A 24,872-nucleotide genomic window follows, 5' to 3' on the forward strand; every position below is an offset into this window, starting at 1 on the left:
GCGCACTGCTAGTTGGAGATGCCCTTGACGACGGCCAGCGCCAGGTCGGAGTAGCAGGCGAGGCCGCAGTAGAACTTCACGCGGGTGATGGACTCGTCCTTCGACTCGGACTCACCCAGCGCCTTCACCTGGATGCCCATGGCCTTCTTCGCATGGAGGCCGGCAATGCCCACCTTCCGGCTGCCGTCGTCCAGGCACCCGGCGATGATGCTGGTGCAGGTGGTGCTGCTCCCCTGCGTCTGGTTGGTGGGCACCCAGTCGTTACGGAAGATGGGCACGCCCTCGTACACCAGCGTCTCCTCGCCGCTCGGCAGCGTCAGCGTCTCAATGATGCCGGCGCCGCTCTGGCCGCGCAGCAGCGTCTTCACCGAGCGGATGGTTCGCGCGTGCATCATCAGGAAGTCCACCTTCCCGTCCTTCGCCTTCACCGCGTCCAGCAACTCGTCCAGCAGCGAGAAGGAAACGTCCGCGCCGTTGGTGCCGGCCGTCAGCGTCTGGCCCGAGCTCACGAGACCCAGGAGACCGACGAACTCCTCGTTGGCGCCCGTGCCGTTGATGAGGAGGCTGGAGTACTTGCGCCCCACCGCCTTGGCCTTGCCGGCCACCTGCACGGCCTCCTGATCCGTGGTGTCGCTGTGCGTGGCCTCGACGAAGTTGTCCACCTCGGCGTCGCCGACGATGCGCTTCAGGGGACTCGTCACCTGGGTGAAGGTGGTGGCGGCCTTCGCGGTGATGGTGCCGCCGACGCCCAGCATCTGCACGTCGCCCAGGACGTTCTCCCGGTTGTAGACGGCCGCGGGGCCCTCGACGGGCTCGAAGGGGAGGACGCCGAAGAAGCGGTCCACCGTGACGATGTTCTCGATGATGCCGGCCACCAGGTCGTTGTTCGACAGCTTGGCCGCCTCGGAAAGGATGACGGAAGGCATGGAAAGGCTTTCTTCCTCGCGTGAGAGGGAAAAGAAGACGAGTGGGCGGACGCGCTACGGCGAGGGCTGGGGAAAGCCCGGTGGACGCGTCTGGTTTGGAAGGAGAGTGACTGCGTCCGGGCATCCCGCCCGGTGTGTTTCAGGCCGCATCCCGCGAACCTGAAACGGCTACTTCAGCTCCGCCAACCCCTTCGCGATGCGCTGCGTAGAGGTGAGCTTCTCACCGCCGGGCGTCCCGCCCGTTTTGCCCCCCGGCGGCGTCCCGCTGCCGGAGGAACCCGAGCTTTCGAAGGCCCGGGCGAAGTCCGGATTCTTCTTGAGTTCCGCGACGAACTCTCGCGTCGTCACGTAGCCGCCCGACTTGTTGACGCGAGGCTCACCCTTCGCGTCGACAATCCGAGCCAAGAAGTCACCGTCCTCCTCAATCACTTTCACATAACGCTCGACGTAAGGCAACAGCAGCGACGTGCTTCCCTTCGCCTCGGCGATGGCGGCGAGGGCCTCCGCGTTGGCGACGCGCTGGTGGTACGTGGAGCGCATGCGCTCGATGGTGGAGTCCTTCTCCGTCAGCACCTTCGCGTGCCCGGCCTCCAGCTCCGCGCGCTGCTTCTCCCACGCCGCCGCACCTTCCTTCCCCTTCTGCGCCTCGGCCAGCTGCGCGCGCAGCTCTCCCAGCTGCTTCTCCGCGTCCTCGGGCGTCTTCCCCAGCTTCTGGTAGCCGGCCACCTGGGCCTTCAGCTCCTTCACCGCGTCGCGCTCCTTCTTCAGCGCGGTGCTGAGGCTGGTGGTGTCCATGCGCTTCACCAGGTCCGCCTCGAGGACGTACTTCGCGCCCTCACCCTCCCCCTTCGCGTACAGCCCGCGGAACTTCTCCGGGACGATGTCCAGCGCGTCCAACTCCTGCTGCCACTCGAATTCCACGTGTCTGCCTTTCTCGGCCCGGCGGGCCGCTACATCTGTGCCTTCTTGAAAGCGGCGGCCTCGGCGGCGCGCAGCTCGTCCAGGGTGAGCGTCTTGCCGCTAGCGTCGGTGAAGCTGCCGAGGCGAAGTCCCCCGTCCCGGAAGAGGCGCCCGCGCGCGGGGCCCAGCACCTCGTCCTGGAAGCTCGTGGGCTGACGGCGCAGCCAGTCCTCGTAGGACAGGCCCTTGGGCGCAGAGCCGATGTTCTCCTTGGCCCAGCGCTCGCGGATGCGCTTCACCGCCGCGCCGCGCTCCTTCTCCGTCATGTCCTTCCAGGCCTCGCCCGCCTTGGCCTTCGCCTCGGCCCGGAAGTCGATTTCCCGGTTCCGCCTGTCGCGGGTGTCCCGGACGGTGGGCCTGTCGCCCACGAGGCGCACGCCGTCGATGACGGGGATGGTGGTGCTGCGGCAGCGCCAGTGGGCGGGCGGGCGCGGGCCCCCGCGCACCGGGAAGGTGTGGCCGTCGCGGGAGGCGCACAGCAGCGTGGTGCGGCCGTCCAGCGTGGACACCCAGCGCACCTCGCGCACCAGGTCCTCGTTGGCCCGGTACACCTCTTCCCGGGCCTGGGTGGCCACGTGGTTGAGGGCGGTGCGCGCCACTGCCTCCGCGCCGCGGCGGCTGCCCTCCAGCGCCCCGTCCCCGCTGATGAGGTCCCGGACAATCTGCTGCGTCGTCCGCCCCTCCACCACGCCCGCCTGGATGGTGCGCTCGATGCGGGCCAGGTCCGCCGGCTCCATGCCGGCCACCCACGTCTCGAAGACGGCGCCGTTGAAGGGCCGCGAGAAGACGGCCGCCTCCAGCACCTCCGCGGTGGGCGCGGCGATGGAGACGTCCACGATGAGCGTCTCCTCCAACAGGGCCGCCTGCCACCGCGCCTCATACGCAGCGAAGGAGGCGGCCTCCTCCTGCAGCGTGCTGGAAATGGCGGCGTAGGCCCCGGCCCGGAGGGTGCGCACCTCGGACAGCAGCCCGGCGATGCGCTCCGTCGTCTCGCGGCCGGCGTCGTACCCGCCCGCGGCCTCGATGGCCTGGAGGCGCGCGGCGAGCTGCTCCGTGAGGCGCTCCTCCGTGTCGTTGAGGAGAGCCACCACGCGCCGGGCGACGCCGGCCTTGTAGCGCTCCAGCTGGACGGCGTGCGCGACGGAGCGCTCCAGCAGCTCCTCGTTGGCGGTGGGGCGGACGGGGCTCACCGTTCCCCCCACTTCACCTGGGCGCGTGCGGTGATGCGCTGCTCGCGGGCAAGCCGTGCCTGACGCAGTTCGCGCAGGCGGCGGCGTACCTTCCGCGCGCCGCGACGGTTGGAGCGGAACCAGTGGGCGGCCCGCGCGAAGTCCTCCGTGAGGCACGGCAGCCGCTCCCCAAGGAGTCCCGCCGCGCACAGCGTCTCGTCATGGAGCAGCTTCACTGGGCACCGCCTGGGCTCGAGCCGGAGCCCAACTCGATGAAGGCCCGCCGGGCCGTCCAGTCATGCAGCGCATCCCCCCACGCCTCGGGGAGCGCCTCCATGAGGGGGTGGGCGATGACGTTGTGGACGAAGCGCCAGAGGCGGGCGCGCAGGGCGGGCGTCATGCAGCCCTCCCACCGGCGGGAAGCTGCTGGCCCGGGGGCACCTGGCCGCCAGCTGCCGGCGCCGTGCGCAGGCTGCCCAGCGCGGGCCCCTCGCTCGCCAAGCGCTCCCCGTCCGCTTCCACGTCGAAGTCGGCCATGAGGACACCGCGGCGCTTGAGCTCCGCGAGGAAGGCCTCGCGGGAAATCTCCCGGGCCGCGCGCGCCTTGAAGAGGACGTCCAGGCCCTGCGCGTCAGCCTCGGAGATGCCGAAGTCGGTGTGCACTTCCACCTTCAGCTTCGCGTCCTCCACCTCCAACCCCAGCCACCGGGCCGCGAAGTAGAAGGCCAACTCCAGCGCGTCGCTGAAGGACTCCGCCATGGCCTGCAACTCGCTGTGCGACTGCGCCGTGTTGATGGACTTCTCGGTGGCCGTGGGCGTGCCGGAGCGCCGGACGAGGAGCTCCACGCCCAGCATGGCCATCTCGTCCTTCAGGTCCTCCAGGTCCTGCCGGCCGGCCTCAATCGCCTTTCCCGTGTGCTCGACGTAGTAGAACTTCCCCTGCGGGCTGCTGGTGGTGAGGAGGGCGTGGGGCCCCACCGTCACCTTCCCCGAGCCTCGCCCCTCCCCTTCCCCGCGGTCCTGCTCCAGCCCGGAAGCCGCCAGGATGGGGAAGCGCGCCACGTTGAGGATGTTTCGCTGGTCGCTGGCGGACTGCCAGTGCTCCACGTTCTTGTCCGCCAGGTCCATCAGCGGCGGCTTCGCGGCACACAAGGCGGTGCGCTCCCCGGCGTACCAGGTGACGAGGGGGATGAAGCCCAGCGTGCTGCGGCCGCCCGCCACCACCTTCCACTCGCTGGTGCCGCTACGCTCGTAAATCGCCCAGGAGTCGCGCTCGAGGACGCGCACCCGCTCCACCAGCACCTCCTCGAAGCCGTCCCGGCGCGTCTCGCTCTCGCGGATGCGCACGTGGGTGAGCACCTCCACCCCGTCCACCGTCTCCGCGTACGCGGCGATGAGGGACTCGGCGGAGACGTGCACGAAGTACGGGCGGAGGCCGGCGCGCTGCTCGTCCTCCAGCGTCTTCACCGTCTCCGGGTCCACCACCGGGAAGTCCACGAGGATGTGGGCGAGGCCCTTGGCCAGGCCGTCCCGGAAGACGCCGCGGGCCCACGCGGTGATGTCGCTGCCCTGCCTGTCCACGTCATCCACCAGGACGCGCAGCGGCTCCGGCGCGGAGTCGCCCAGGCGCACGGGCTTGGCGAAGGGCTTCGCGGCGAGGTTGCGCGCCGTCTTGCCAAAGACGTTGAGGAGGACGGCGCGCTGGAGGCGCTCCTTGTACGCCGCGTCCTCCTCCGCGTGGTACTGCGGCAGGTAGGTGCGCCCGGCGGCGCGCATGGTGCCGGTGCCGCCCAGGAGGGCGAGGACGAGGGCCCACGCGGGCTGCATGGCCCGGTAGGCGCTGCTGGGGGTGCTGACGTCGGCGGCGCCGCTCATCCGGACACCACGAGGAAGGGGCCCCGCACGCCGTTGTTGAAGCGCTCCGCCGCGCGCAGGGCGGTGCGCACGCGCTCCGCCGGCTTCTCGCCCTTGGTGGCGAAGAGGGCCCCACGAGCGACGTCCGCCCCGCAGCCGATGGCAGCGAAGGAGTCCCGCGACTCGCCCACCTGGTAGTCGTCCTCCACCGTGAAGAGGCGGCCGGCGACGCCCACCAGGAAGTGGCCGCCGTGCTCCTGCCCGTTTCCGTGGCGCGCGAAGCCCGCCTCCTTCAGCGTCGCGCGCAAGGTGTCGACGAAGTCCACCACCATGAAGCGCTCCAGGGCGCTCCTCCGGCGGGGCGGAGTCGGCGGCCGGAAGGCGTGGCGCAGCACCTGTCCCATCCGGAAAGAGGTGGTGAAGCCGAGGACGTAGGGGCCGTTGCGGAACACCTTCGCGTCCTTCCGCACCACCAACTGCCAGCTGTTGGAGCCGGCGCTGTCCCCGCCGACGTACACACGCCCCTGGTGCACCACTCCGGCAATGCACGTCACGACACCACCTCCATGCGGCGGATGGCCGGCTCGCCGAGCACCGCGGCGAAGACGCTCGCCACCACGTGGCCCTGCATGGCGGACGGGCCGGACAGCAGCAGGTGCAGCACCTCCGGCCTGTTCGCGCGGAGGGACTCGCGGACCGAGGCCTCGTCGGTGCGCGACAGCCTGGCGGGCCCACCCGGGTGGGTGTGCCAGTCGCCCAGGTAGCGCAGGCGCGGGTACACCCGGGCCAGGAGGCGGTTGTCGTGGGCGCGGTCCGCGTCGTAGCCCACGCGGCCGTGCACGGCACGCCGCCCAGGGCCGGTGATGGTGAGCACGTGCGCCTCGCCGTCCACCACGTCGCCCAGCAGCAGGCCGCCTGTCTCCAGCGGGGCGCGCACGCGCGCCAGGCGCAGGGCCTTGGCCAGGACGCCGGGCGCCAGGCGCACGCGGTAGCCGTCGGAGACGTAGAGGTCCGGCGCGGACGCGGTCGGCAGCGGGCAGGCCATCACCGGTAGCTCCCAACCTGGAAGGTGGCCGTGCCCTCGCCGAGCATCAGCTCCGTCAGCGCCCACACCACCGCGTCCATGCGGTTGGGGCTCCAGCCCGATTCGCCCGGCACCCATGTCGTCTGCTCGTCCTCCAGGGCAGGAAGGCGCACCACGTGGTGAGCCATCCCGCGCTCGTAAAGGGCGGCCACCGGTGCCGCGCGCTTCGCCTTGCCGCGCGTGGCCGTCACCACCTTCACGGTGACGTGCTTCTTCATCTCGCGCGCCTTGGTGCGGACGTTCGTCTCCACCATGTCGCCGCCGTAGTTCTTCTCACCCACGACGGCGTCCGCGCGCTCCTTCTCGTAGAGGGCCAGCGCCTTCGCTGCCCAGCCCTCTGCGGAGTACTTCCCCGAAGCATCCAGCCACACGTAGGCGTGGCCGTTGCTGGCCTTGCCGGCGCAGACGATGCCCACCTCGTCGTTGTCGGGCCCGTCGCCGCCGGCCGGATCCACCGCCACTACCACGCGCACCATGGGCAGCGGATTGCCCTCGGCGTCCTTCGGGAGCTCGGCGCGGCAGTTGTCCAGTAGCTCCTGCGTCCAGAGGGCGCCCACGGCAGCCGCCTGGAAGGCCTCCTTCACCGTCGCCGGGTACTCGCGGCGGAAGTCGTGGATGCCCTTCTCGTAGACGGAAATCTTCGCCCGGCGCCAGGCAAGCTGCGCGTCGTCCAGCTCGAAGCCGTGCGCCTCGCGGCAGAGGGCAGCGTACCGCTCCTCCTCGCTGGTGCGCTCGAAGCCCGGCGGCACCTCCCGCCGGTACTCCTCCTGCCAAAACCAGGGGACGAAGATGAGCTCGAAGTCGTTCTCCCCCTTCTGCGCCGCCGTGCACAGGTGGTGGAAGAGGCCCTGGGGCCCGTCGCTGGTGCTCTCCAGGATGACTTCGGTACCGGGCGCCGTCGGCACGCCTTCCATGACGCCGCGCATGTGCGTCGCGGCGTTCGGCCAGAAGGCCACCTCGCTGCCGTGGAAGTACTGGATGGTGGAGGAGCGGCCCGTCCCCTTCGCACCCGCAGTGCCCACCTTGTAGCCGCTGGACAGCTTGTCGAAGAGGAGCTCCTTCGCGTTGGAGGCGCTCGTCGACGGCTTCACCAGGGCCGGGACATGGTCGTGGTACCGCTTCGCCATGTCGAAGAGGTTCACCGTCGCCGCGTCCTCGTGCGTGAGGATGTAGGCGCGCACGCCCTTCAGGTGGCTCACCTTCCAGTAGAAGCGGGCCTCCACGTACGTGCTGCAGCCCTGCTGGCGCCCCTTCAGGACGATGGCGCGCACGAAGCCCCGGCGCTTCAGCTGCGCCTCCAGCCGCTCGTGGATGTACAGCTGCGCGCGGTTGAGCTTCAGCGCCGGCAACTCCCCGCCCGTCACCTCCTTCGGACGGATGCGCAGGCACCGCGAGGCGTAGTGCGGGAAGTCGTCCTTCAGCCGCTGGCGGATGGCCTTCTCTCGCGGGGAGAGGGGCTTGCGGCGCGCTCCCTGGTGGGGCGGCTCGGCCGCGCGGCGACGGGCGCGGGCGCTCATTCCAGCTCCCCCAGCGCGTCCTCGTGGCTGAACTGGACGGTGGTTTCCACCTTGTCGACGAAGAGGCGCAGGTGCTTACCCAGCAGCTCCAGCGACTTCGGCTTGTCCCAGAGCTTCACCTTGGCCACGGTGCCGATGGCCTCCCCGTCCACAGTGAGCTGCTCCACCTCGATGGAGGAGATGGCCCGGCGCAGGTGGGCCGGCATCTGCTTCAGCGGCAGCAGCGCCCCGGTGGGGCTAAAGGCGTCACCGATGTCCGTCCGGGCGATGAGGAGCAGCTCGCGCAGGACGTCGTCCGACTTCACCTCGACGCGCTCGGCACGGGCCTTCTGGGCCGCCGCCACGGACTCCAACACCTTGACATTCCTCAACATGCGGCTGCCCTGCGACTCGGCGGTGCGCTCCGAGTAGCCAGCAGCCCGGGCGGCCCGGGTGGCGTTGAGGTCGAGGAGGTACTCCTGGACGAAGCGCTCCTGCTTCGCCGTCAGGACCTGGTCGCGCGACTCATCCGCCGGCGTCTTCCGGCTGGAGCGCGTGCTGGGCTTGCGAGGAGGCGTGCTTCCCACGCCGCCGAGTCTCCGGTGTCGCGTGGACAACGTCCGGCGCTGGCGCGGGAGGCCGGCCCTTCTTCATGGGTACCGGCGACTTTCCGCCGGCCGTCCCCATGGAGAAGCCGTGTCCGACGATCCGCGCTACTGCCCCGCCTGCCGCACCCACAACCGGCCCTCCGCAGGCCACTGGTGCTCTGGCCTGGAGGATTTGCGCCAGCGCGCCGAGAGGCTCAGTACCTGTCCGCACACCTACGCATCCCGGGTCCCGGGCACGAAGGACTGGCACTGCTCGGACTGCGACTACCTCGGCCGCAGCCCAAGGGAACCGGGCCGCGCGGATGACGCGCTCAGCCTCAGCCCTGGCCGTCCACGTCGTCGCCCCACAGCGCCAGCTGCCCCTCCGGCTCCGGCCGCTTCCGCGGGGCGCGGGGGGCCGCCTCCACCTCGGATGCCGGGGGCGACTCCTTCTGCGCGTAGGCCTGGGCTGCTTTTCGGAGCCTGTCCTGGGCGCGGCTGAAGTCCTCCTCGTCCCCGTCGTCCGCCTCCGCGTAGGCCAGGGCCGCAGCCGTCAGCCGCTCCCAAGGCGTGGCGTAGGGCTCGCGCAGCGGCTCCGACATGGGCTGACGCCGCCTCTGGCGCATGAGGTGTGCGTGGCAGCGACGATGCCGTGGCGCCGCTGAGCGGGTGCAGTCACCTTCGCAGCACTGAGGGCGGCAGGAGGACATGGTCACGCCTACTGTGCCGCAGCTCCGCAGGGTCCGCACGAGGTGCGCGCTCGGAAGAGAGTCAGCCAGAATCGGGTTTAGCGGTTTGCCACGATTCCAGGGCTTCTCCCTCAGGGGCAGCATTCACGCGCACCCCTGCAACGGAGTCCCCGCATGCGCTTCCGTCCTCTCCTCGCTGCCGCTTCTCTTCTCTCGCTGCTCCCCGCCACCAGCTTCGCCCTCCCTCCTCAGTGCGACGACGTGTGCTTCTCCAAGCCCTGCAACACGTTCTGCGCCGTGGGATTCCGCACATCGACCTGCGAGAAGGAGGGATACTGCGGAGCTCCGAGCCCCGGTGACGAGGCGTCTGATTCCGTTACCGCGAACGCGTCCCAGCAAACCGAAGACACCGCGCCGGTGTGTCGCGAGGGCCGTCCAGAGGCGGAGCAGGCCGCGACCGCCGAGAGCTGAGCCACCAGCCAATGGGCGGGCGGCGATGCCGGCCCCCGCCCCCTCTCCACTTACTTCTCCCTGGGAGTACCCGCCCGGATCTGGCCCCACGGCTTCCACCCCCACCGCGAGGGTTGCCCCGGGACGAGGATACGGGCCCAGTTCCTACCGTCTGGATCCGCGTGGAAACCACGCGGGAGCACCACGCCCGCCTGGTACCCCGGCATCGGGCACGGCAGGTCCCCGCGCTCGCGGGGCAGGCACAGGGCGTCAATGACCGCCGCCCTTCGCCAGCTGCAAATCCGGCAGGCAGGAAACGGCTACACCGTCTCCGGCGTCTTGGGCTTCAGCGGCACCGGCTGCGCGCCTGCGGACGGCAGCGGGTCCAGGAACTCGATGCCGTTGCCGTGGAGGACGACGCGCCGTCCGCCCAGGCTCGCCACATCGATCTCCTGCCCCGAGGGCTTCAGGATGATGGTGCTCCACTCGCCGCCGCGGTGCCGCACGCCCACGAAGTGCGGGAAGTCCACCGTCTCCCAGGGCTTGAGCGTGGCCACGCCGTCGTTGGTCTCCATCCTCGCAGCATCACCTGCGGCGTAGACCGGGTCCGGCGGTGCGCTTCAAGGATTCGGCAGCCCCGCGTAGGTGAGGCAGGGAAGCGCTCCAGGACGGCGCTGTGGTGCCCCCCTTCACGAAGCAGATCCAGCGCCTTCGCTCGCTGCTGGCGCCGCAGCTGCGCGGGCGGCAGCCCCTCCGGCTGGTCCGGACCGAGGCACTGCGGCTCCGGGCCCTCGTCCTCTGGTGGTTTGCGGCATCGGGCCATGCTCCCTCACCGTGCCTCATTCCAGGCCCGTCTGCACGGAACGCGCTGGCGGCCTCATCGGAGCCGACCTTTCGCGCGGAAGAAGTCCTCCTCGTCTCCGTCGTCCGCCTCGCCGTAGGCCAAGGACGCAGCCGTCAGCCTGTCCCCGTCGTGGCGTAGGGCTCGCGCAGCGGCTCCGACATGGACTGCCCGCGCCGCTGCCGCATGAGGTGTCCCGAGCAGCGCCGGTGTCGTGGCGCGGCGTCGCGGGAACACCCATCGTCAGAGCATGTGACTGGGCGGCAGGCAGCCGTGACACACTAATTTCGCCTCACGTCTGGCGGGTATGCACGCAAAGTCACCACCACAGCCAACAGGGCAACTATTGCCCGACGTTCAGCGGTTGTGAAACGCCAGTCCCAAGCAACTGCGCGAATCCTGGTGCTTCATTCCACCAGGAATCTCATGCGCATCTGCGAAAGAACATCATCCCAAGGAGACAACCAGCCTCCGACGTGATCTTCGAAGCGAGGTCCCCCCTCCTTGAGCAGCCCAAGAACTGTTTCGCCCTTCGCTCCCAAGAGGAACACAGGTCCTCCGCTAAATCCCCCAATAAGCGGTCGCTCATCGGGCGCTACACTATCCAAAAGCCTTCCCCATCTTTCGGCAACGAACCCCAGCTCAGTGGGCAATTTGGGCATATCATACCCAATCTCAATCTCAACATCGATTTGCGGAGCCAATTCACCGCAACCATCCCACACCGCATCAGGCATTCTGCGCACAGATACGGGCGCATGAACACAGCCGACCATATTCATCTGCGTTATGGGATCTTGGTCGTGCGTCAGGTTGGGAAAACCTGAGATGAAGCACGCGAACCGCTTCTGCTCCTCCTCAGGCCTATTACGGAACACCTGGAGGACTTCTGCATCCTTGGCTAGTTCTGCATCGAGAAAGATACAAGCACCACTCTTAATAAGAGCATCAGGAGCCGCAAAGGCCACTACATCCAGCCTCGTGTCTTCCCAGACAATATCGCCCTCGCTGAGCGTAAACCCTATTGGCTGGCTCCCCGCCTGAGGGTTGGAATCCGCCGAAAAGACCATAAGTCGTACGAGATAAGGCGTGAACGGCCATGTAATTGGAGGCACTTCTTCACGCTCGACACGAACTACGTGACGGGCTGTAAAGACGAGATCCCTTCCTCCAACCCTGGCAAAGAAAGCAGTGCCCTTTCCCTCTAGCTTACTCTTCCCACTGAGTAACGCGATGAGTCCAACACGCTGACGTGCCCGTGCGAATGGCTCTTTCATCAGAGCCAGGTACTCGCTTGGTGACACCTCTCTCACCCCTCCTGGAGATTCGCTCATGGATAGATCATAGTCTCACCATGACCTTCTCGCGCTACCCTTCGAATCGACTTCATCACTGCATCTTCACAGGATAGCTGGAAATCAGTATCACCCAACCGAACGCGCTACGGTCATCCCCTGCGGACAAGCCATAGCAGCACCCTCCAGCTACTTCTCCCTGGGTCCGGCAGCCCGGACCGGCACCCACAGCCGCCACGCCCACCGCGACGGCGTGCCCAACACGACGACCCGGGCGAAGCGGGCCCCATCGACATCCTCGTGGAAGCAATGTGGGAGCGCGACGTCGGCCGGACACTGTAGCTTCGGGCATGGCAGGTGACCATGTCCGGCGCTGCGAGGGCAGGCGCGGGACGTCACCGCGTTCTCGGGTTGTGCGCGACGACATCCAGGGCGCCACTGATCACCACGCCGGGATGCCGGTCGCAGCGCAGCGCAAGAGCACGCCGATCCTCCTCCGTAACCATCGCACCGTCCCCCATGCAGTACCGGCAGAGGATGCCAGTGGAAGGGTCCGCAGCGGCGACACAGTCGAGTCCCTGGTGCTCGTAGATGGCCCCCCGCCTAAGGGGACGGGGCGGGCCGCTGGCTTTGGTCGGAGTTCTACCTAGCGGGATGGCCGTCGCGGCGCAAAGGGCACAACTTCGCCCAGCAGGTCACCCTGGGGCGGCCCGGGCGCCACTACCTGGGCGACTGTCTCTGGAATGCGCAACGACAGAACCAGTCCAGTCTTTCCTTCAAAGAAGGCAGGTGGCAACCGAGTCAGTCGCTCAACGTCGTGAGGAGCGTAAGGCAGTCGATCCTGCACGGCTGAAGGACCGTGCGCATCCACCACCATCTCTGTTGCTCGCATAAGGAGGCGCGGCAACTCTACCGCCACATCGCGCTCATGCGGTTCGTTCGTTTTGTAGCCTCGCCGGTTGTAGTTGATCATCAGTTGCCGCTCGCGCTCAGGACTGATGATCCCCAGCGTAGCCGCACGTTTGATCATCATCTTGATGGAGGCTTTCCAGCGCAGCTTCAAAGGCTGCAGACTGTCGAGGTCAACCAGGATGACTTCGTCCAAGAATGCTGAGCGCGGAAAAAGAAAGGAGCCGGCGAAGCGGTGGGCTTGATCCTCCAGCATTCGCCACTCTGAGGAGGACCGCAGACGTGCTGGAGCGACATGCCGATGCAGCAAGAGGTGCCCCAACTCGTGGGCTGCATCGAAGCGAGAGCGGGCACCGGAGTTCCGGTCAGATGCGAGAAGCACAGTTGGCCGAGAGCCGCGCCAATGACTCAGTCCATCCAAACGTGGCTCGCCAAGCTCGCATCGAGCCACCACCGCTCCTTTGTTCTCAAGCAGCCAGACCACGTTGCTGATAGGACCGTCGCCCAGCTTCCAGTAGCGCCTCGCAGCAACAGCTAGCTCCTCGATTCGGTCTCCGGTCAGTGACGCTGGGTCCTCGATGTTGAAATCGGGGAAGTCCACCGGCGGCAGAGTTACCGCGTCGCTCAGGTCAAAGAGCGCGTCACCTGCCCACTTCGCCCAGCTCTCGGCACGAGCGCTTAGGGCAGGTGAGACGCTGCGCGGAGCACGAAGGAACGTAGCGCCTGGCCCTGGCGCGGTCTGTGGGCGCAGGAAGAGGCGGACGGGTACACCGAGGCAAGTTGCGATGCGATCTAGAACAGCAGGACTCGGCGTTGCGTCACCGAGTTCGTAGGCACTCACGGTGCTGCGGCTGAGGTTTGCTTGGTCGGCCAGTGCGAGTTGCGTAAGGCCCCGTGCCTCGCGCGCCTCGACCAATCGGCTGGGAACAAATCCGGGAGTCCCGAGAAGCATCAGTCCCCCTGCGTTCCGTCCGCTTCGCCCAGCTTCGGCAGCGCGCGAGGGGCGAGCAGCAGGTCGTCGTGGATGGTCTCCTGAGCAGAACGCGTCTTGTTAAGGAGCGCGATCAATCTGTTGTTGAGAACCAGCGGTCGGGCACGGGAAAACCCCTTCTCGGCAGACGGGAACAGCACGCGTGCGAACCCGGGGATGCCAGTGCCTCGTGCGCTGCGCGCCGTGGGCCCGTACACCAGCTGAGCGAAGATGCTCATCTCCGGAGAGGGGGCGACGGAAAGCGCCTTTGTCGCCTCGATCTCTTTCGAGAACATGCTCAGGCCCAGGTACATCTGCCGGAGCTCTGCCGCGTGCTCTTGTACGTAGCCCGTCAACCGCGGACCCACACTTTCGTCACGCGCATAGTTCTCGACCACCAGTACCCGACCGTCACCGAAGACGCCTTCCACATGACACGAGCTGTTCGTCTTGTTGTAGGCGCGAGTGGCAACGCCGCCGAAGCGCCCTACCAACTCGAAGAACTTGTCCTCCACCTCGCCACGTCGCATTTGGGGCAGGACGTCTCGTGCACTCTCGGCTGAGTAGCGGTCACTGCACTCACGCGCGAGCCTGCGGTTGACCGCAGCGATGGTGTTGAGCCACGCGTCGATAAACGCCTCCGGGACGTACTTCTGGAAGACGGCGTGGTGGCTCGTGGACTGGGCAGGCTGCGGTTGGCGCATCCGTACGCCTCTCGGTGTCAGGGTAGTGGTCGGCCATCTATACGCACAAGACGACCGAAAACGCCATCAATAAGCACGAGGCCGCCCCTTAGTGTAATCCAATGTCATACAACACAAGCAAAGTACGGACTTCACCCGTGTCGGTGAGCCTCCCGAGCGTCCTCACACCCACGCCCGCGCAGGGGCACGCCCTCCTCGGCCTGGCGGCGCTTCCGGGGCTCAGGGGCGTCTAGCGGCAGCAGGGGCTGCTCCGGCACGCGGCACGTCACGGCTTCCTCCCTGGGTAGCTGGCCGGCGTGGCCAGGGCCGCGAGCCCACGCAACGGCCGGGACGAAGCCTTCTTCGGGGCCTTCGGCTTCTGTGCCCTGGGCGCGCGGGGAGCGGCGGCCTCGGGCGACACCGGAGGTGGGGGTGGGGCCAGCGCGTCCTGGGCGCGCACAGCCGCGGCGAGTGGATCGTCCCCCCAGGAGAGCTCCACCAGCACCGAGGGCTCGCCCTGAGCCTGGGCGTACACCCAACGCACTAATGGCGAGGCGTCGTCCAAGCACAGCTGCCGGGCCACCTCGTCGCGAATGCTCTTCATCGCGATGGGGAGGTTGTCCCCACTGTCGAGCGTCCTCGGGGACACGCGCGTCAGACGCACCACCAGGAGGGCGGGGCCACTCCAGCCCGGCCACAGCAGGTGGGTGGCATCACGCTGCCCCTTCGCGCGGCGGTGACGCTGCATGTGGTGCTCGCGCCGGTTGGAGGTGTTGACTGTCTCCACCGGCACCTCGAAGCGGATGCAGCTCATCGACGTTCCTCCTGGACACGGAGAAGGGCTGAGAGCGCCTACCCGCGAGCTTTAGAGTCCCGGGTCTCGTGGACGATTTCCTGAACTCCTCGCGGGGATACGAGCACCAGCAGAGTTCGATAGGCTGAGCGCGATGGCGCTCAAGGATCTCACCGACTCTGATGCTGTTCTCAAGGCCATCGCCGAATTCGATGCCCTCGGCCGCGAGGCTTTCCTCCGGGCGTACGGCTTCGGAGAAGCCCGCTCCTACTTTCTTGTCCACAACGGCAAGAAGTACGACTCGAAGGCCATCGTCGGAGTGGCCCATGGCTACCAGTACCCGCCGCAAGGACCGCTTTGGTCCTCGGAATTCAGCGGTGGGTTCGTCACCGTTTTAACGCAGCTCAAAGCGCTCGGCTTCACTGTGCAGCACGGCTCGGACCCACTCCCGCATTCAAAGTCGAAGCCGGCCCCGCCTCCCACTTTCCCTGTAGGAGGCGAAGTTCGGAACGCGGCGCAGCCACCGCTCAAGCGAAGGCCTCGCCCTTTCGACTCGAGTCGTCCGCCGGCAGACTTCATCCCGGGCACCAGTCACGCTTCACCAGAGGACACGCTCGCCCTGCGCGAAAAGGCGACGCACGGGCACTACGCACTACTGGTGGAGCTCCACCGGTCACTGGAAGCGGCAGGCTGGACGGATATCGAGGAGATTCCGGCCGCCGTCGATCTCTGGGCGCGCAGTCCTAACGAAGGCCGACGCGTCATTTTCGAGGCCAAGACGCTAGCGGAAGGAAACGAACTGCACCAGACGCGCTCCGCCCTTGCCCAGCTCTTGGAGTACCGCCACGTCCACGGAGCCCCCGAGGATGAGCTCTGCGTCGTGGTGGATAGACCGCTCAGCATCATGCGCGAACGTATCTTGTTGGCGTTAAACGTCATTGTCCTTTGGCATGACGGGAGCATTTTCCGCTCCGCTGAAGGTGCTCCTCGTGGCTGGGTGATGACACTCGCAAGTGGCTAATGGCTTACCCAGCCAAGCTTATTCACTCACCTAAACCCCAGAAGTGGCAAGACATCGAAACCAGCATACTCACCGCGCACCAAACGCCTAAGCTCGCTTGGGTCTGGGCGCATACTGCTGGACCCATGGCGAACAAAATAGTCATTGTTCTTCGTGGCATACGGAGGTTGATCGCCACGCTCAACCTCGACAACCAAGAATGGGCTTCCATCTCTACTGCGAGATTTCACCTTGAATTTCGGCAGGGGCTTGACGCCATCTCGAATCAGCTGATCAACCCTATCCGCCATCGATTTGATGTGTGGCTCCACCGCATCATCAGATCGCTTAGAAATCTTTTTGAGTTCACCAAACCCCTGCAGTTGCCCGCTATCCTCGACGCCAATATACAGCCGCCCACCACCGGCATTGGAGAAGGCGACAACAGTCTTCACAAGCTCGGCTTCTTTTTGAGAGTCCTTCGAGTCAACAAACGGCTTGTACTCGACCTTCTCGTTCTCTCCATCACGAAGCTCAGCTGCAATCTGACTTTCCTCGCTGGGCTCAGCAACATCTGCTCCAGGAGTGGGAATGTGATCGACATTTCTATGCAGACTATGACGAACCAGCATTTCGCCAGCTCGATCCACAACGAACGTCTCAATCGTCTCCACGTCGTTCGGGACATCAAGAACCAGCATTCCTGATTGCGCCTCTCTGATGTCGTGACGTCTCGACTTTCCACCCCCATAAAAAACCTGCACTTCGTATCCTTGCTCAGTAACGCGAACATCAACGTCTATCTCAAGCGTCTCTCCGCGCCACACAACACGGCTCAGCCTAACTCTCGAGTCAGGCAGGACTGTTATCAATTCATACGAGGCGTGCGTAGCATCCTTCTTCCAGCTATCCACACTCCTATGGATCCACTCCCAGACGGCATGAGCGCCCGTCAAGTATGGCGGATTTCCTTTTGACAAAATGGGTTCACCAGGAAGATCAGCCTCGCCGTATCCCTCGACCCGAGGCAGCCTTGTCACAAACTGCCATTCACGCCAACCAGTAACACTGTGGCGAAACTTACCCGTAGTCTCCGTGTAGGTACTGGCGCCCAAGCAAACGATGCCGACTGAGTCGACCGTTCCGCTTCCCGCAATAATGCTGCGAACCCTATCGACGGCCGCCTCAGCCCCTTCAACCCACTCCTCCACAAGCGTCATTTTCTGATTTTTGACTATGGCGCGACTCTCGACTCGCTCGTCCGAAAAGACAATTCTCCCCTCAATGGGAATCGTGCCTTTGCCCGTATGCCGCAGAACAAATGAAAAGAGCGCTCCGACTGGCTCTCGACCACGGGTCGCGATTTGCGCGAGCAACTGTCTTGCAACTTCTTCTTCGTTGACATGCTGCATGAAGTCCTCCGCAAGGACGGCTCTTAAACACAGATACGCGCACTGCAATACCTACATTCATACCGCCGCGCTGAGCTTGAGACGACACTGTGCTGCACTGCCCGTTCAGACCAACGCCCTTCTGTGACGCGGATTCTGAGCACTACTCGGCCGCCTACGTGACCAGCCGGCGGGGCCGGCCGAGTGTAGAACGGCGCTCAGCTCATCGCGCCCTCCCCTTCCTCGTCCACAGTTCTTCGCCGCCGCGCGACAGGCTTGGAGCTTTGCCACCCGCCTGAAGCACGTACATGGGTGGGTGCGCGACAGCTGCTCAGGTGGGCGCCGTACCTGTCCAGGGACTCGGCGAGGCGGCGGACGCGCGCGAGAGTTCCTCCACGCGCTCCCGCTCGCGGGACAGCGCCTTGTCCAGGTCGGGGTGCTTCCGGAAGGACGTCATGGACTCGCCTCCAGGGCGGCGGGGAGCGCTCCGCATGCACGAGACTCCACCCAGCGGGAGACGCTGTCCGTCGTGAGGCGCGGCACGTCCGTCTCCAGCCACGCCGCGCAGACCCGGCACAGCGAGTGCCCCCACACCACCAGGGAGGACGCCGTCCCGCACCCGGTGGCGCACGGGGCGCTCGGCTCCTCACCGCGGCCGACGCTCATCTGCGCGCGGCGACGGGCCTCGGCGGGGGGCATCTGCGCAGGACCCACGCTGCCCAGCTCGGCCCCGCCCTGCCCCGGGACGTGCCGGCGCCACACCTCCGCGCCGATGAAGGCCCGGGCGGCGCACACCGGCTGGCGAGACTGCCCCCAGGTGTCCTCCAGCCACGCGAGCCAGGCCGCTCGCAGGCGCCCTTCGTCGCCTCCGACGGCGGCCAGCGAGTCCGAGTACCAGGTGGCCCAGCCCGGAGGGGGTGCTTCGGGGATGGCGCGGCCGAAGCGCCGGCAGCGCTCCTCCTGAGTCCACGCGAAGAACACCTTGTCCGGGCTCGGCGCGTCGTCCTCCATCCACTTCGGCCGAGCCTTGCGGACGATGGAGGCCCCCGGGATAGGGGCTGCCGGGGACGTGTCCCCTCCGGCGCGGGACAGGGGGACAGGGGACATGTCCCCGGGGACAGGAGGACAGGGGACAGGGGACACGTCGCGCGCGCTTTCAGCAGCAGCACGCTTCTTCTGTCGCTGCTTCTGCTTCTTCAACTTCTCGTATTCCCTACGCTTTTCGTCTTTCGTCGCTGTTGCTGCTGCTTCCCCCCTCCCCCCCTTCATGTCCCCGTCTGTCCCCGGGGACAAAGGGGACATGTCCCCGGGGACAGGGGGGACAACCATGGGGACAGCGGGACGGGACGCGCCGGGGACAGGCGCGGGGACGGCGAGGGACGGGGCCAGCAGCGCGATGGCGTGCGCGAGCCCCTCCGCACGGCCCTCGCTGCGCGCCAGGTCCTCGCGCAGTTGGGCCGCCTGGGCGCGCAGCGCGTCCAGTTCATCGTGCAGCGCCTCTGGGTCGAAGGTGTGTGCACAGCACGCCCCCGGAGGCTCGCGACGGTAGGTGGGCGCGTGGGCCTCCGGTGCGGGCGAGGCCTCTCCGGGCCAGCGCGCCTCGGGCGGGAGTTCGCCGGGAATCACCTGGGCCGCCTCCTCCTCGCTGACGAGCTGGCCGGACAGCAGGCGCACCATGCCCGGGGGCACCGGCTCGCCCTCCCCGATCTCCGGAGGTGGGGGCGGGACGGGCCGACGGCGAGGGCGAGCAGGAGGCGTGGGGCAGATGCTCATGGTGTGGGGTCCTGCACGGGAAGAAGGGGCGACGCCTCCGGAGAGGGGCAGCACGCGGGCGAGACAGGCCGGTCCACGCAGTCGGCCAGCGCGGCGACACCGTGGCGGCAGGTGGGCCAGGCGCTGGGGTGCTTCGCGCGAACTGACTCCGAGGCGACGCGCGGTGCATGGGGCGCGGGCAAGCCCGCGGCGGTGACGGCGGCCATGCGGGAGGCGCCACAGTCCTCGCAGCGGACGGTGGGCAGGCGGCAGCGACTCAAGGCGACACCCCCATGGTGCAGGTGTGCGGCGGGCACCCAGGCGCGGTGCAGCGCCAGGTCCGGCACGTGGAGCACTTCGTCATCGCCCTCCGGCAGGCGCACATTCGGAGGACGCGGTCCTTCAGTGACGCGGCCTCGCGCCCCCCGGCGCGCGCGGCGCGGGCCTCGTAGGCGTCCCAGCGCGCCTTGTCCGCCCCGACGAGCGCCCCGAAGCCCAACCGAACCCGCGCCAGCACCTGTCCGGGCACCTCCCACAGCGTGTCAGCGGGACCAGGCTCACAGGCCACGGGCTCCTGCAGCGCGACCACGTCCTCGAGCCACATGCCCGCCGGGCCCACGTACCAGCGCGACTGCCGCTCGCCGTCCGGCCATAGCGAAACCGCTGCAACGCGCGCCACCGCCACCACCGCGCTGGTGGGCACGTCGCCCGCGCGCGGGGCCGCGACGCCCGGCCCGTGCCAGGAGGCCATCCACTCGGCCAGCTCCGGCACGTACTCCGCTGCGGCGCACACCGCGACGTAGGCGCCCAGCACGTCCGCCGGCGGGGCTCGGTGGAGGTTGAGCACCGGCGCATTGCGGACCTGGACAGCCCAGGCCCATGGCTGGGGCGCGGTCACGCCGTAGATGGGGACGCGCATGGGGGCAGCGCAGGGGCTCATGCCGCCCTCCGATTCTTCAGGAAGGCCTCGGCCAGCTTCCGGACGCGGCCTTCGTCCGTCTCCAGCCGCTCCATGAGGCTGGCCTGCGGATCGCGGATGCCCTCCATCTGGTTGCGCTTGATGCCGAGGACATCCGCCACCACTGGGTCCGAGCCGGAGTCGGACACCAGGAAGTAGGCCATGACGGGGTCCGGCTGGCCGTCACGGTGGACGCGGCCGCACGCCTGCTCATGCACGCCGGGGCTCCAGTCCAGCTCGCCGAACACCACCGTGCGGCAGCAGTGCTGGAGTCCGTCGAGGCCCGCGCCCGCGCGCAGCGACATGATGAGGATGGGCGTCTGCCCGTCCTTGAAGCGCTTCGCCTGCTCCTCCTTCTGCGCGGGGCTCTCCTGGCCGGTGAAGATGGCCGGGGAGTACTCCGCGAGCCGCTCGCGCCAGATGCTGTACACCTCGTGGTGCCAGCCGTAGAGCAGTACCCGCTCGCCGTTCTCCACCAGCATGCGGACGAACTCCGCGACGAAGGGCGCCTTCGCGATGCCGGTGGCCTGCCGCAGGCGCCAGGACAGCTCCCCGGACGCGTGGAGCCGCTCCTCGGGCTTCACCCCACCCTGCGCGAGGATGATGCGGGCGAGCTCCGCGGCCTTGTCCTGCACCTCGTCGAGCACCCGCGTGTCCGACTCCACGGTGTGCACGTCGCGCGAGAGGGACGGCAGCTCCCGCCCGACGTCCTGCCGCGTGCGGCGCAGCATGAGGCCCGCGTCGCGCAGGTACGTACCGAAGGAGCGTGGGTCCTTGAAGTTGAGCTTGTCGTCCACGCCGGTGCACCACTCCCGGCTGAACTCCTCGCGCGTGCCCAGGACGCCGGGCTTGAGGGCGTCGAGGACGTGAAACATCTCCCCGCCGTAGTTGTAAATGGGGGTGGCGGACAGGCCGATGACGAAGGGGGTGCGCTCCGCCAGGTAGTGGGCGGCCCGGTACTTGTCCGACTCGGGCCCGCGCCGCAGCTCCTGGCACTCGTCGAAGACGATGGAGCGCACGCCCGCGCTGGCCAGCGTGTCCGCCCAGCCCGACAGCTTGTGGTAGTTGAGGATGAGGACGTCCGGCCACGGCAGCTTCCGCCCGCCGCGCCCGCGGGTGACGTCCTCCGGCGTCGCGCGCTTCGCCACGTGCACGCGCAGGCGCGGGAGGAAGCGCGCCAGCTCGCGCTGCCACTGCCGGGGCAGGTGCGTCAGCGTCACCACCACGGCGGGCAGCGTGCGGGTGTCCGTGAAGCCCGTCAGCGCGGAGGCCGTCTTCCCCAGGCCCACGTCGTCCGCCAGCAGCAGGCGCTGCAGGCGCAGCCACATGTCCGCCGCCTTCCGCTGGTACTCGCGGGGCGGGACATTCATGGCGAAGTCCGGCGCCTGGTACTCCGTCGCCAGCAACTCCGCCACCTGTGCCTCGCGTCGGGCATGCTCGCGCGCGCCGTGCCGGAGGAAGGCCTTGGCCTCCTTCCCCACCACCTCCATGGGGAAACGCTCCAGGAACCACTCCAACTCGCGCGCCGTCTCCGCGGTGGCCGCCAGGAGGACTTCGCCGATGTCCCCCTTGTTGATGCGGTCGAAGACGCGCTTCAGCCGCAGCGCCACGTGGGGCTCCGCCTGCACCACCCACGCGGGCCGCTCCCCTCCCCTGCTGCCCAGCTTCCGCGCCTCCAGGCGCACCGTCCCGTATGTCTTCACAGCAGGCCTCCCTTCAGCACGACGACGCGCACGGGCTTGCCCTGCATGAGGGCCGGCAAGCTGTCGTGGCGGGAACGAGTCGTGACGAGCAGGAGGGCGTGGATGTCCTCCCGCTCCGCATAGCGCAGAAGCTGGCGGGTGACCTCGGACAGGCCCCCGTCCACCTTCACCTCAAGGCCCACGTGGGCCTCCGTCAGCAGGAAGTCGATGCGGCCCGCCGCCCCCAGCCGCACCTCGCGCAGGAAGGGGATGTCCGCCTCCGTCAGCACCTGGGCAAGCGCCTCCTGCAGGAGGGCCTCCCCGGCGCAGCGGAAGCGATGGCGGGTGACGAGGGCGCGGGCCTGCTCCAGCGCCGTCATGGCGGGCGTGGGCGCGCTCACGCCGCGTACCCCTCGTGCAGCTCCGGCGCCACCCACTGGCCGTTGCCACACAGCCGCCAGCCTTCGCCCAGGGAGGAGCGCAGTAGGGACTCCAGCAGCTGCCGTCCCCAGGCTTCCGCCGCATCGCGCGGGATGCCGTTGCCGATGTGCTCGCGCCAGCGGCGGTCGCTCCGCCCCGCGAGCACCAGGGGCCTCCCGTTCAACGTCATCGGCAGCGTCTGGAGGCGCGCGAGCTCCAGCGTGGTGAGCGGCCGGTGCCAGGTGCCATCCGGCGCGAGGATGGCTGGCGCGAGGCAGCCCTTTGGCACCTCCCATCCGATGGCGAGCAGGTGGAGCGCCAGTTCCAGCGAGATGACCGGCCGCTCCGGCGGCAGCCCGCGTGGGTCCGCCACCGCCGCGGTGCCGCAGTCCACCTGGAGGCTGCCGGTCACGGTGCCCGAGGGCCTGTCCCACGGCAGGACGCCGTAGAAGCCATTGCGGCATTCGCACCCCAAGCCGAGATGCTCCAGCAGCCGGTCATCGGCGACAGACCCAGGCCCCTGACCACTCGTCGCCGTCGTCCGCGCGCTGATTGTCGGCGAGGCGTCGTCGAAGGGAACCACCTGCCGGTACCCGGGACGCCCCTTCCACCGGGCCGCGTTGTCGCCCGTGCGCCCCTCGGCGAGTCCTTCCAGGAGGCGCGGGTCAGCGACCGCCCCCATGGACTGACCCGCCGTCGCCTCCGTCCTCGCCGTCACCGTCGCGCTCGGCGCGTCCCACAGGCCCACCTGCATGAAGCCCGGGCGCCCGGCACGCTTTTCCGCGATGGCTTCGAGGATGCGTGGATCCGCCGCGCACGGGCCTCCACTGCCGACCTGCTGCGCGCCTGTGACGGTCCGGCTCGCCTCCGTCCAGGGCTGCACTGCGTACTTCGAGACGTGCCGTCCCGGGTTGTCGGTGCGCATCGCGATGTCGCCGAGGCGCGCGTCCTGGACGCCGCACAGCCCCGCGCCACCAGGGCCTGTGACGGTGGGGGACGCCTCTCCCCAGGGCTGGACGGGCTGGCGGCGGTGCACCTCGTTCCGCTTCTGGCTGGGTGCCCCGACGAGCAGTTCCTCGAGCTTGGCCACCGCGCTGGCGTCCACGTCCACGGACCACAGCCCGCGCGCGCGAAGCCACGGCACCACCTGGCCACGCGGGGGTAGGTCCCGCCAGTCCCACTTCGGCACCCGGCCGTCCTTCCAGTCAATGCCGATGAGGGCGAGCCGGACGAGGTTCGCCCAGCTCAACCGCGGGGAACGGTGCATGGGCCCGGCGCGTGGGTCATCCGGCCAGGGCAGCGGGCCGAGGGCATCCCCCACGCTGCGGAGAGGCTTCTCAGGCGGGAGTTCAACCGGCACCGGGCAGCGCTTCGGGTTCCGGAAGATGATGGCCAGGCGGCGCCGCTTCTGCGGCAGCCCGCCCTCCTTCCCCAGATCGTGCACGCGGACGTCGAAGAGGTAGCCGCGGGACGTCCACGTCTTGAGCATCCGGTCGACGGCGCGGGCGGCACGCTTCGCGGAGAGCAGGCTGGGCACGTTCTCCCAGACGGCCAGTGCCGGCCACGTCTCCGGGTCGGGGTAGGCCTCGAAAAACAACTCCGAGAACACGACCATCAGCTCGTTCATGGCCTGGTACGCGGGCGTGTTCGCGACCTCCAGAGGAAGGAGGCCGGAGCCGGCCTTGCACGGCGCGCTACCCTTCAGGACGTCTGGCGAGCGCGGCCCCCAGAACGCGCGCAGAGCGTGCGGGGTGAGCTTCGTCACGTCGGCGCAGAGGGCCCGCGCGCCGGTAAGCATCTCGAAGTCCGCGCAGGCCTCGGCGTCGAAGTCGATGCCGCCCAGGTTCCGGAAGGTGGCGGACGCCCCCAGAACCTGGGCGATGGCTGCGTCCGAGCCCGAGGCGCCGATGCCCGAGCCGCAGAAGGGATAGCCGATGGTGAAGATGCGCGGCGTGGTGGTGATGCAGCTCATGGGAGGGCTCGGGTTGCGATGACGGCGCCGAGCGCCGCGAAGAAGGAGAGGACGGCGAAGAGGAAGGCGCCCACGTGCGGCTCCGCGTGGGCGAGGAGGTATCCGACGAACGTGCCGGCCAGAAGGAGGCGCGCGTGGCTCACGACAGCGCCTCCCGGTAGAGCTGCGGCCGCAGGTGGCCCGCGAGGTACAGCGGGTGGCGGGGCTCGCCAGCGCCGGTGAGCGCGAGCGCGTGCACGGGGTGGTACCGGCGCAACAGGGCCAGCACCGCAGGCGCGCGTTGAGGCACCATCCGGTGAGCGCCCCACGCCCCGACGACGAGGGCGGCCTCGCGCGCGGCGCGCTCCAGGGACGCGTCGTTGAGCGGGCCGACCGCGTCCTTCGCGGGCATCAGGTCCTCCGGGTCTGTGGCCCGGAAGGCGAAGAGGTTGCAGAGCGTGAGCGCCCCGTAGCCCCAGGTCTGCGCGAAGGCCACGTAGCGGCGCAGCGTCGGATCATCCTGCTGCCCGTCGGCGACGGACGGGTTCAACATGACGAAGAGGACGCGGCGGTCGTCCTGCGCAGACCAGCGGCGCCAGAGGCGGTACCGGTACAGGCCGCACTCGCTCAGTTCGGCGCCGGCATCCAGGTAGCGGGGCCTCATCGAGCCGCCCCCTGCGCGACCGACCACGCGGCGCGCACCTGGCGGAGGACTTCACCGGGCAGCACCCACAGCCCCTGGGCGCCGCGGCAGGCCACGGGCTGGATGGGCGTCCTGTCCGTGAGCCACAGCCCCGTCTCTCCCATGTACCAGCGGCTGGGACGGAAGGCCGTCTTGCGCGTCATCGCCTCCACGCGCGCGACGCCGATGATGGCGCCGGACGGGTGCTCTGCCTCCGTCGGCACGTGGAGCCCGAACTCGGACGCCATGGCGTCGGCGTTGTCCTGGTCCCACGTCTTCCCGTTGTGAATGGCGAGCCACGAGCCGATAGGGGGCGCAGGGAAGCGCGGG

Annotated in this window: 27 protein-coding genes; 1 reads left to right on the plus strand and 26 read right to left on the minus strand. The window is 68.3% G+C overall.

Annotated elements, in window-relative coordinates:
* Window positions 1-8: 8 nt before the first annotated feature.
* The 16 genes from K8612_RS16615 to K8612_RS16690 all read right to left on the minus strand — a co-directional run bounded on the left by K8612_RS16615 (window position 9) and on the right by K8612_RS16690 (window position 14,727).
* Window positions 9-926, minus strand: coding sequence for a major capsid protein (locus K8612_RS16615; RefSeq protein ID WP_223762983.1), 918 nt, complete (start codon window positions 924-926; stop codon window positions 9-11).
* Window positions 927-1,094: 168 nt separating this feature from the next.
* On the minus strand, window positions 1,095-1,847 hold the full coding sequence (locus K8612_RS16620; protein WP_223762984.1) for a hypothetical protein: 753 nt from the start codon (window positions 1,845-1,847) through the stop codon (window positions 1,095-1,097).
* A 29-nt stretch (window positions 1,848-1,876) separates the two neighbouring features.
* Entirely contained in the window at window positions 1,877-3,076 is a 1,200-nt protein-coding gene (locus K8612_RS39575) for a minor capsid protein (RefSeq protein ID WP_223762985.1), read from the minus strand.
* Window positions 3,073-3,291: a hypothetical protein gene (locus tag K8612_RS16630; protein ID WP_223762986.1), complete on the minus strand. Its 219-nt coding sequence runs from the start codon at window positions 3,289-3,291 to the stop codon at window positions 3,073-3,075. Before K8612_RS16630 ends, K8612_RS39575 begins: the two co-directional genes overlap by 4 nt.
* Window positions 3,288-3,455: a hypothetical protein gene (locus K8612_RS16635; protein ID WP_223762987.1), complete on the minus strand. Its 168-nt coding sequence runs from the start codon at window positions 3,453-3,455 to the stop codon at window positions 3,288-3,290. The genes K8612_RS16630 and K8612_RS16635 overlap by 4 nt, the downstream gene beginning before the upstream one ends.
* Entirely contained in the window at window positions 3,452-4,930 is a 1,479-nt protein-coding gene (locus tag K8612_RS16640; RefSeq protein ID WP_223762988.1) for a DUF4055 domain-containing protein, read from the minus strand. The genes K8612_RS16635 and K8612_RS16640 overlap by 4 nt, the downstream gene beginning before the upstream one ends.
* Entirely contained in the window at window positions 4,927-5,463 is a 537-nt protein-coding gene (locus tag K8612_RS16645) for a hypothetical protein (RefSeq protein WP_223762989.1), read from the minus strand. Before K8612_RS16645 ends, K8612_RS16640 begins: the two co-directional genes overlap by 4 nt.
* Window positions 5,460-5,954 carry a Mov34/MPN/PAD-1 family protein gene (locus K8612_RS16650; protein WP_223762990.1) on the minus strand — a complete coding sequence of 165 codons (495 nt, stop codon included), beginning with the start codon at window positions 5,952-5,954 and terminating at the stop codon, window positions 5,460-5,462. The genes K8612_RS16645 and K8612_RS16650 overlap by 4 nt, the downstream gene beginning before the upstream one ends.
* Complete coding sequence (locus K8612_RS16655) at window positions 5,954-7,510, minus strand: hypothetical protein (protein WP_223762991.1); 1,557 nt, start codon at window positions 7,508-7,510, stop codon at window positions 5,954-5,956. The genes K8612_RS16650 and K8612_RS16655 overlap by 1 nt, the downstream gene beginning before the upstream one ends.
* Complete coding sequence (locus tag K8612_RS16660; protein WP_223762992.1) at window positions 7,507-8,076, minus strand: terminase small subunit; 570 nt, start codon at window positions 8,074-8,076, stop codon at window positions 7,507-7,509. The genes K8612_RS16655 and K8612_RS16660 overlap by 4 nt, the downstream gene beginning before the upstream one ends.
* Window positions 8,077-8,414: 338 nt before the next feature.
* Window positions 8,415-8,678, minus strand: a complete 264-nt coding sequence (locus tag K8612_RS16665; RefSeq protein WP_223762993.1) for a hypothetical protein — start codon at window positions 8,676-8,678, stop codon at window positions 8,415-8,417.
* An 857-nt stretch (window positions 8,679-9,535) separates the two neighbouring features.
* Window positions 9,536-9,790, minus strand: coding sequence for a hypothetical protein (locus K8612_RS16670; RefSeq protein WP_223762994.1), 255 nt, complete (start codon window positions 9,788-9,790; stop codon window positions 9,536-9,538).
* A 673-nt stretch (window positions 9,791-10,463) separates the two neighbouring features.
* Window positions 10,464-11,390 (minus strand): hypothetical protein, encoded by a 927-nt coding sequence (locus tag K8612_RS16675; protein WP_223762995.1) that lies wholly within the window; start codon window positions 11,388-11,390, stop codon window positions 10,464-10,466.
* A 607-nt stretch (window positions 11,391-11,997) separates the two neighbouring features.
* Entirely contained in the window at window positions 11,998-13,212 is a 1,215-nt protein-coding gene (locus K8612_RS16680) for a helix-turn-helix domain-containing protein (protein WP_223762996.1), read from the minus strand.
* On the minus strand, window positions 13,212-13,934 hold the full coding sequence (locus tag K8612_RS16685) for a hypothetical protein (protein WP_223762997.1): 723 nt from the start codon (window positions 13,932-13,934) through the stop codon (window positions 13,212-13,214). Before K8612_RS16685 ends, K8612_RS16680 begins: the two co-directional genes overlap by 1 nt.
* Before the next feature lie 265 nt (window positions 13,935-14,199).
* On the minus strand, window positions 14,200-14,727 hold the full coding sequence (locus K8612_RS16690) for a hypothetical protein (protein WP_223762998.1): 528 nt from the start codon (window positions 14,725-14,727) through the stop codon (window positions 14,200-14,202).
* Between the two features lie 133 nt (window positions 14,728-14,860).
* Here K8612_RS16690 and K8612_RS16695 point away from each other — a divergent pair, with 133 nt between their 5' ends.
* A complete protein-coding gene (locus tag K8612_RS16695; RefSeq protein ID WP_223762999.1) occupies window positions 14,861-15,727 on the plus strand; it encodes a hypothetical protein in 867 nt (288 codons plus the stop codon).
* A 26-nt stretch (window positions 15,728-15,753) separates the two neighbouring features.
* Here the strand turns inward: K8612_RS16695 and K8612_RS16700 are convergent, their stop codons facing one another.
* The 10 genes from K8612_RS16700 to K8612_RS16740 form a co-directional block, all read right to left on the minus strand.
* The gene (locus tag K8612_RS16700) at window positions 15,754-17,118 is read right to left on the minus strand and encodes a helix-turn-helix domain-containing protein (protein WP_223763000.1); all 1,365 of its coding nucleotides are present in this window, start codon (window positions 17,116-17,118) and stop codon (window positions 15,754-15,756) included.
* Between the two features lie 310 nt (window positions 17,119-17,428).
* Window positions 17,429-17,554, minus strand: a complete 126-nt coding sequence (locus K8612_RS38895; RefSeq protein ID WP_255671753.1) for a hypothetical protein — start codon at window positions 17,552-17,554, stop codon at window positions 17,429-17,431.
* Entirely contained in the window at window positions 17,551-18,870 is a 1,320-nt protein-coding gene (locus tag K8612_RS16705) for a hypothetical protein (RefSeq protein WP_223763001.1), read from the minus strand. The genes K8612_RS38895 and K8612_RS16705 overlap by 4 nt, the downstream gene beginning before the upstream one ends.
* 256 nt (window positions 18,871-19,126) lie before the next feature.
* Window positions 19,127-19,789 carry a hypothetical protein gene (locus tag K8612_RS16710; RefSeq protein ID WP_223763002.1) on the minus strand — a complete coding sequence of 221 codons (663 nt, stop codon included), beginning with the start codon at window positions 19,787-19,789 and terminating at the stop codon, window positions 19,127-19,129.
* A complete protein-coding gene (locus K8612_RS16715; protein WP_223763003.1) occupies window positions 19,786-21,510 on the minus strand; it encodes a DEAD/DEAH box helicase in 1,725 nt (574 codons plus the stop codon). The genes K8612_RS16710 and K8612_RS16715 overlap by 4 nt, the downstream gene beginning before the upstream one ends.
* Window positions 21,507-21,890, minus strand: coding sequence for a hypothetical protein (locus K8612_RS16720; RefSeq protein WP_223763004.1), 384 nt, complete (start codon window positions 21,888-21,890; stop codon window positions 21,507-21,509). The genes K8612_RS16715 and K8612_RS16720 overlap by 4 nt, the downstream gene beginning before the upstream one ends.
* Window positions 21,887-23,881, minus strand: coding sequence for a DNA cytosine methyltransferase (locus K8612_RS16725; protein ID WP_223763005.1), 1,995 nt, complete (start codon window positions 23,879-23,881; stop codon window positions 21,887-21,889). Before K8612_RS16725 ends, K8612_RS16720 begins: the two co-directional genes overlap by 4 nt.
* Entirely contained in the window at window positions 23,878-24,024 is a 147-nt protein-coding gene (locus tag K8612_RS16730; RefSeq protein WP_223763006.1) for a hypothetical protein, read from the minus strand. The genes K8612_RS16725 and K8612_RS16730 overlap by 4 nt, the downstream gene beginning before the upstream one ends.
* Window positions 24,021-24,524 carry a DUF1643 domain-containing protein gene (locus tag K8612_RS16735; RefSeq protein WP_223763007.1) on the minus strand — a complete coding sequence of 168 codons (504 nt, stop codon included), beginning with the start codon at window positions 24,522-24,524 and terminating at the stop codon, window positions 24,021-24,023. Before K8612_RS16735 ends, K8612_RS16730 begins: the two co-directional genes overlap by 4 nt.
* Window positions 24,521-24,790 carry a hypothetical protein gene (locus K8612_RS16740; protein WP_223763008.1) on the minus strand — a complete coding sequence of 90 codons (270 nt, stop codon included), beginning with the start codon at window positions 24,788-24,790 and terminating at the stop codon, window positions 24,521-24,523. Before K8612_RS16740 ends, K8612_RS16735 begins: the two co-directional genes overlap by 4 nt.
* Between the last annotated feature and the right edge of the window lie 82 nt (window positions 24,791-24,872).

Source organism: Corallococcus sp. AS-1-6 (assembly GCF_020037015.1).
Classification (GTDB): domain Bacteria; phylum Myxococcota; class Myxococcia; order Myxococcales; family Myxococcaceae; genus Corallococcus.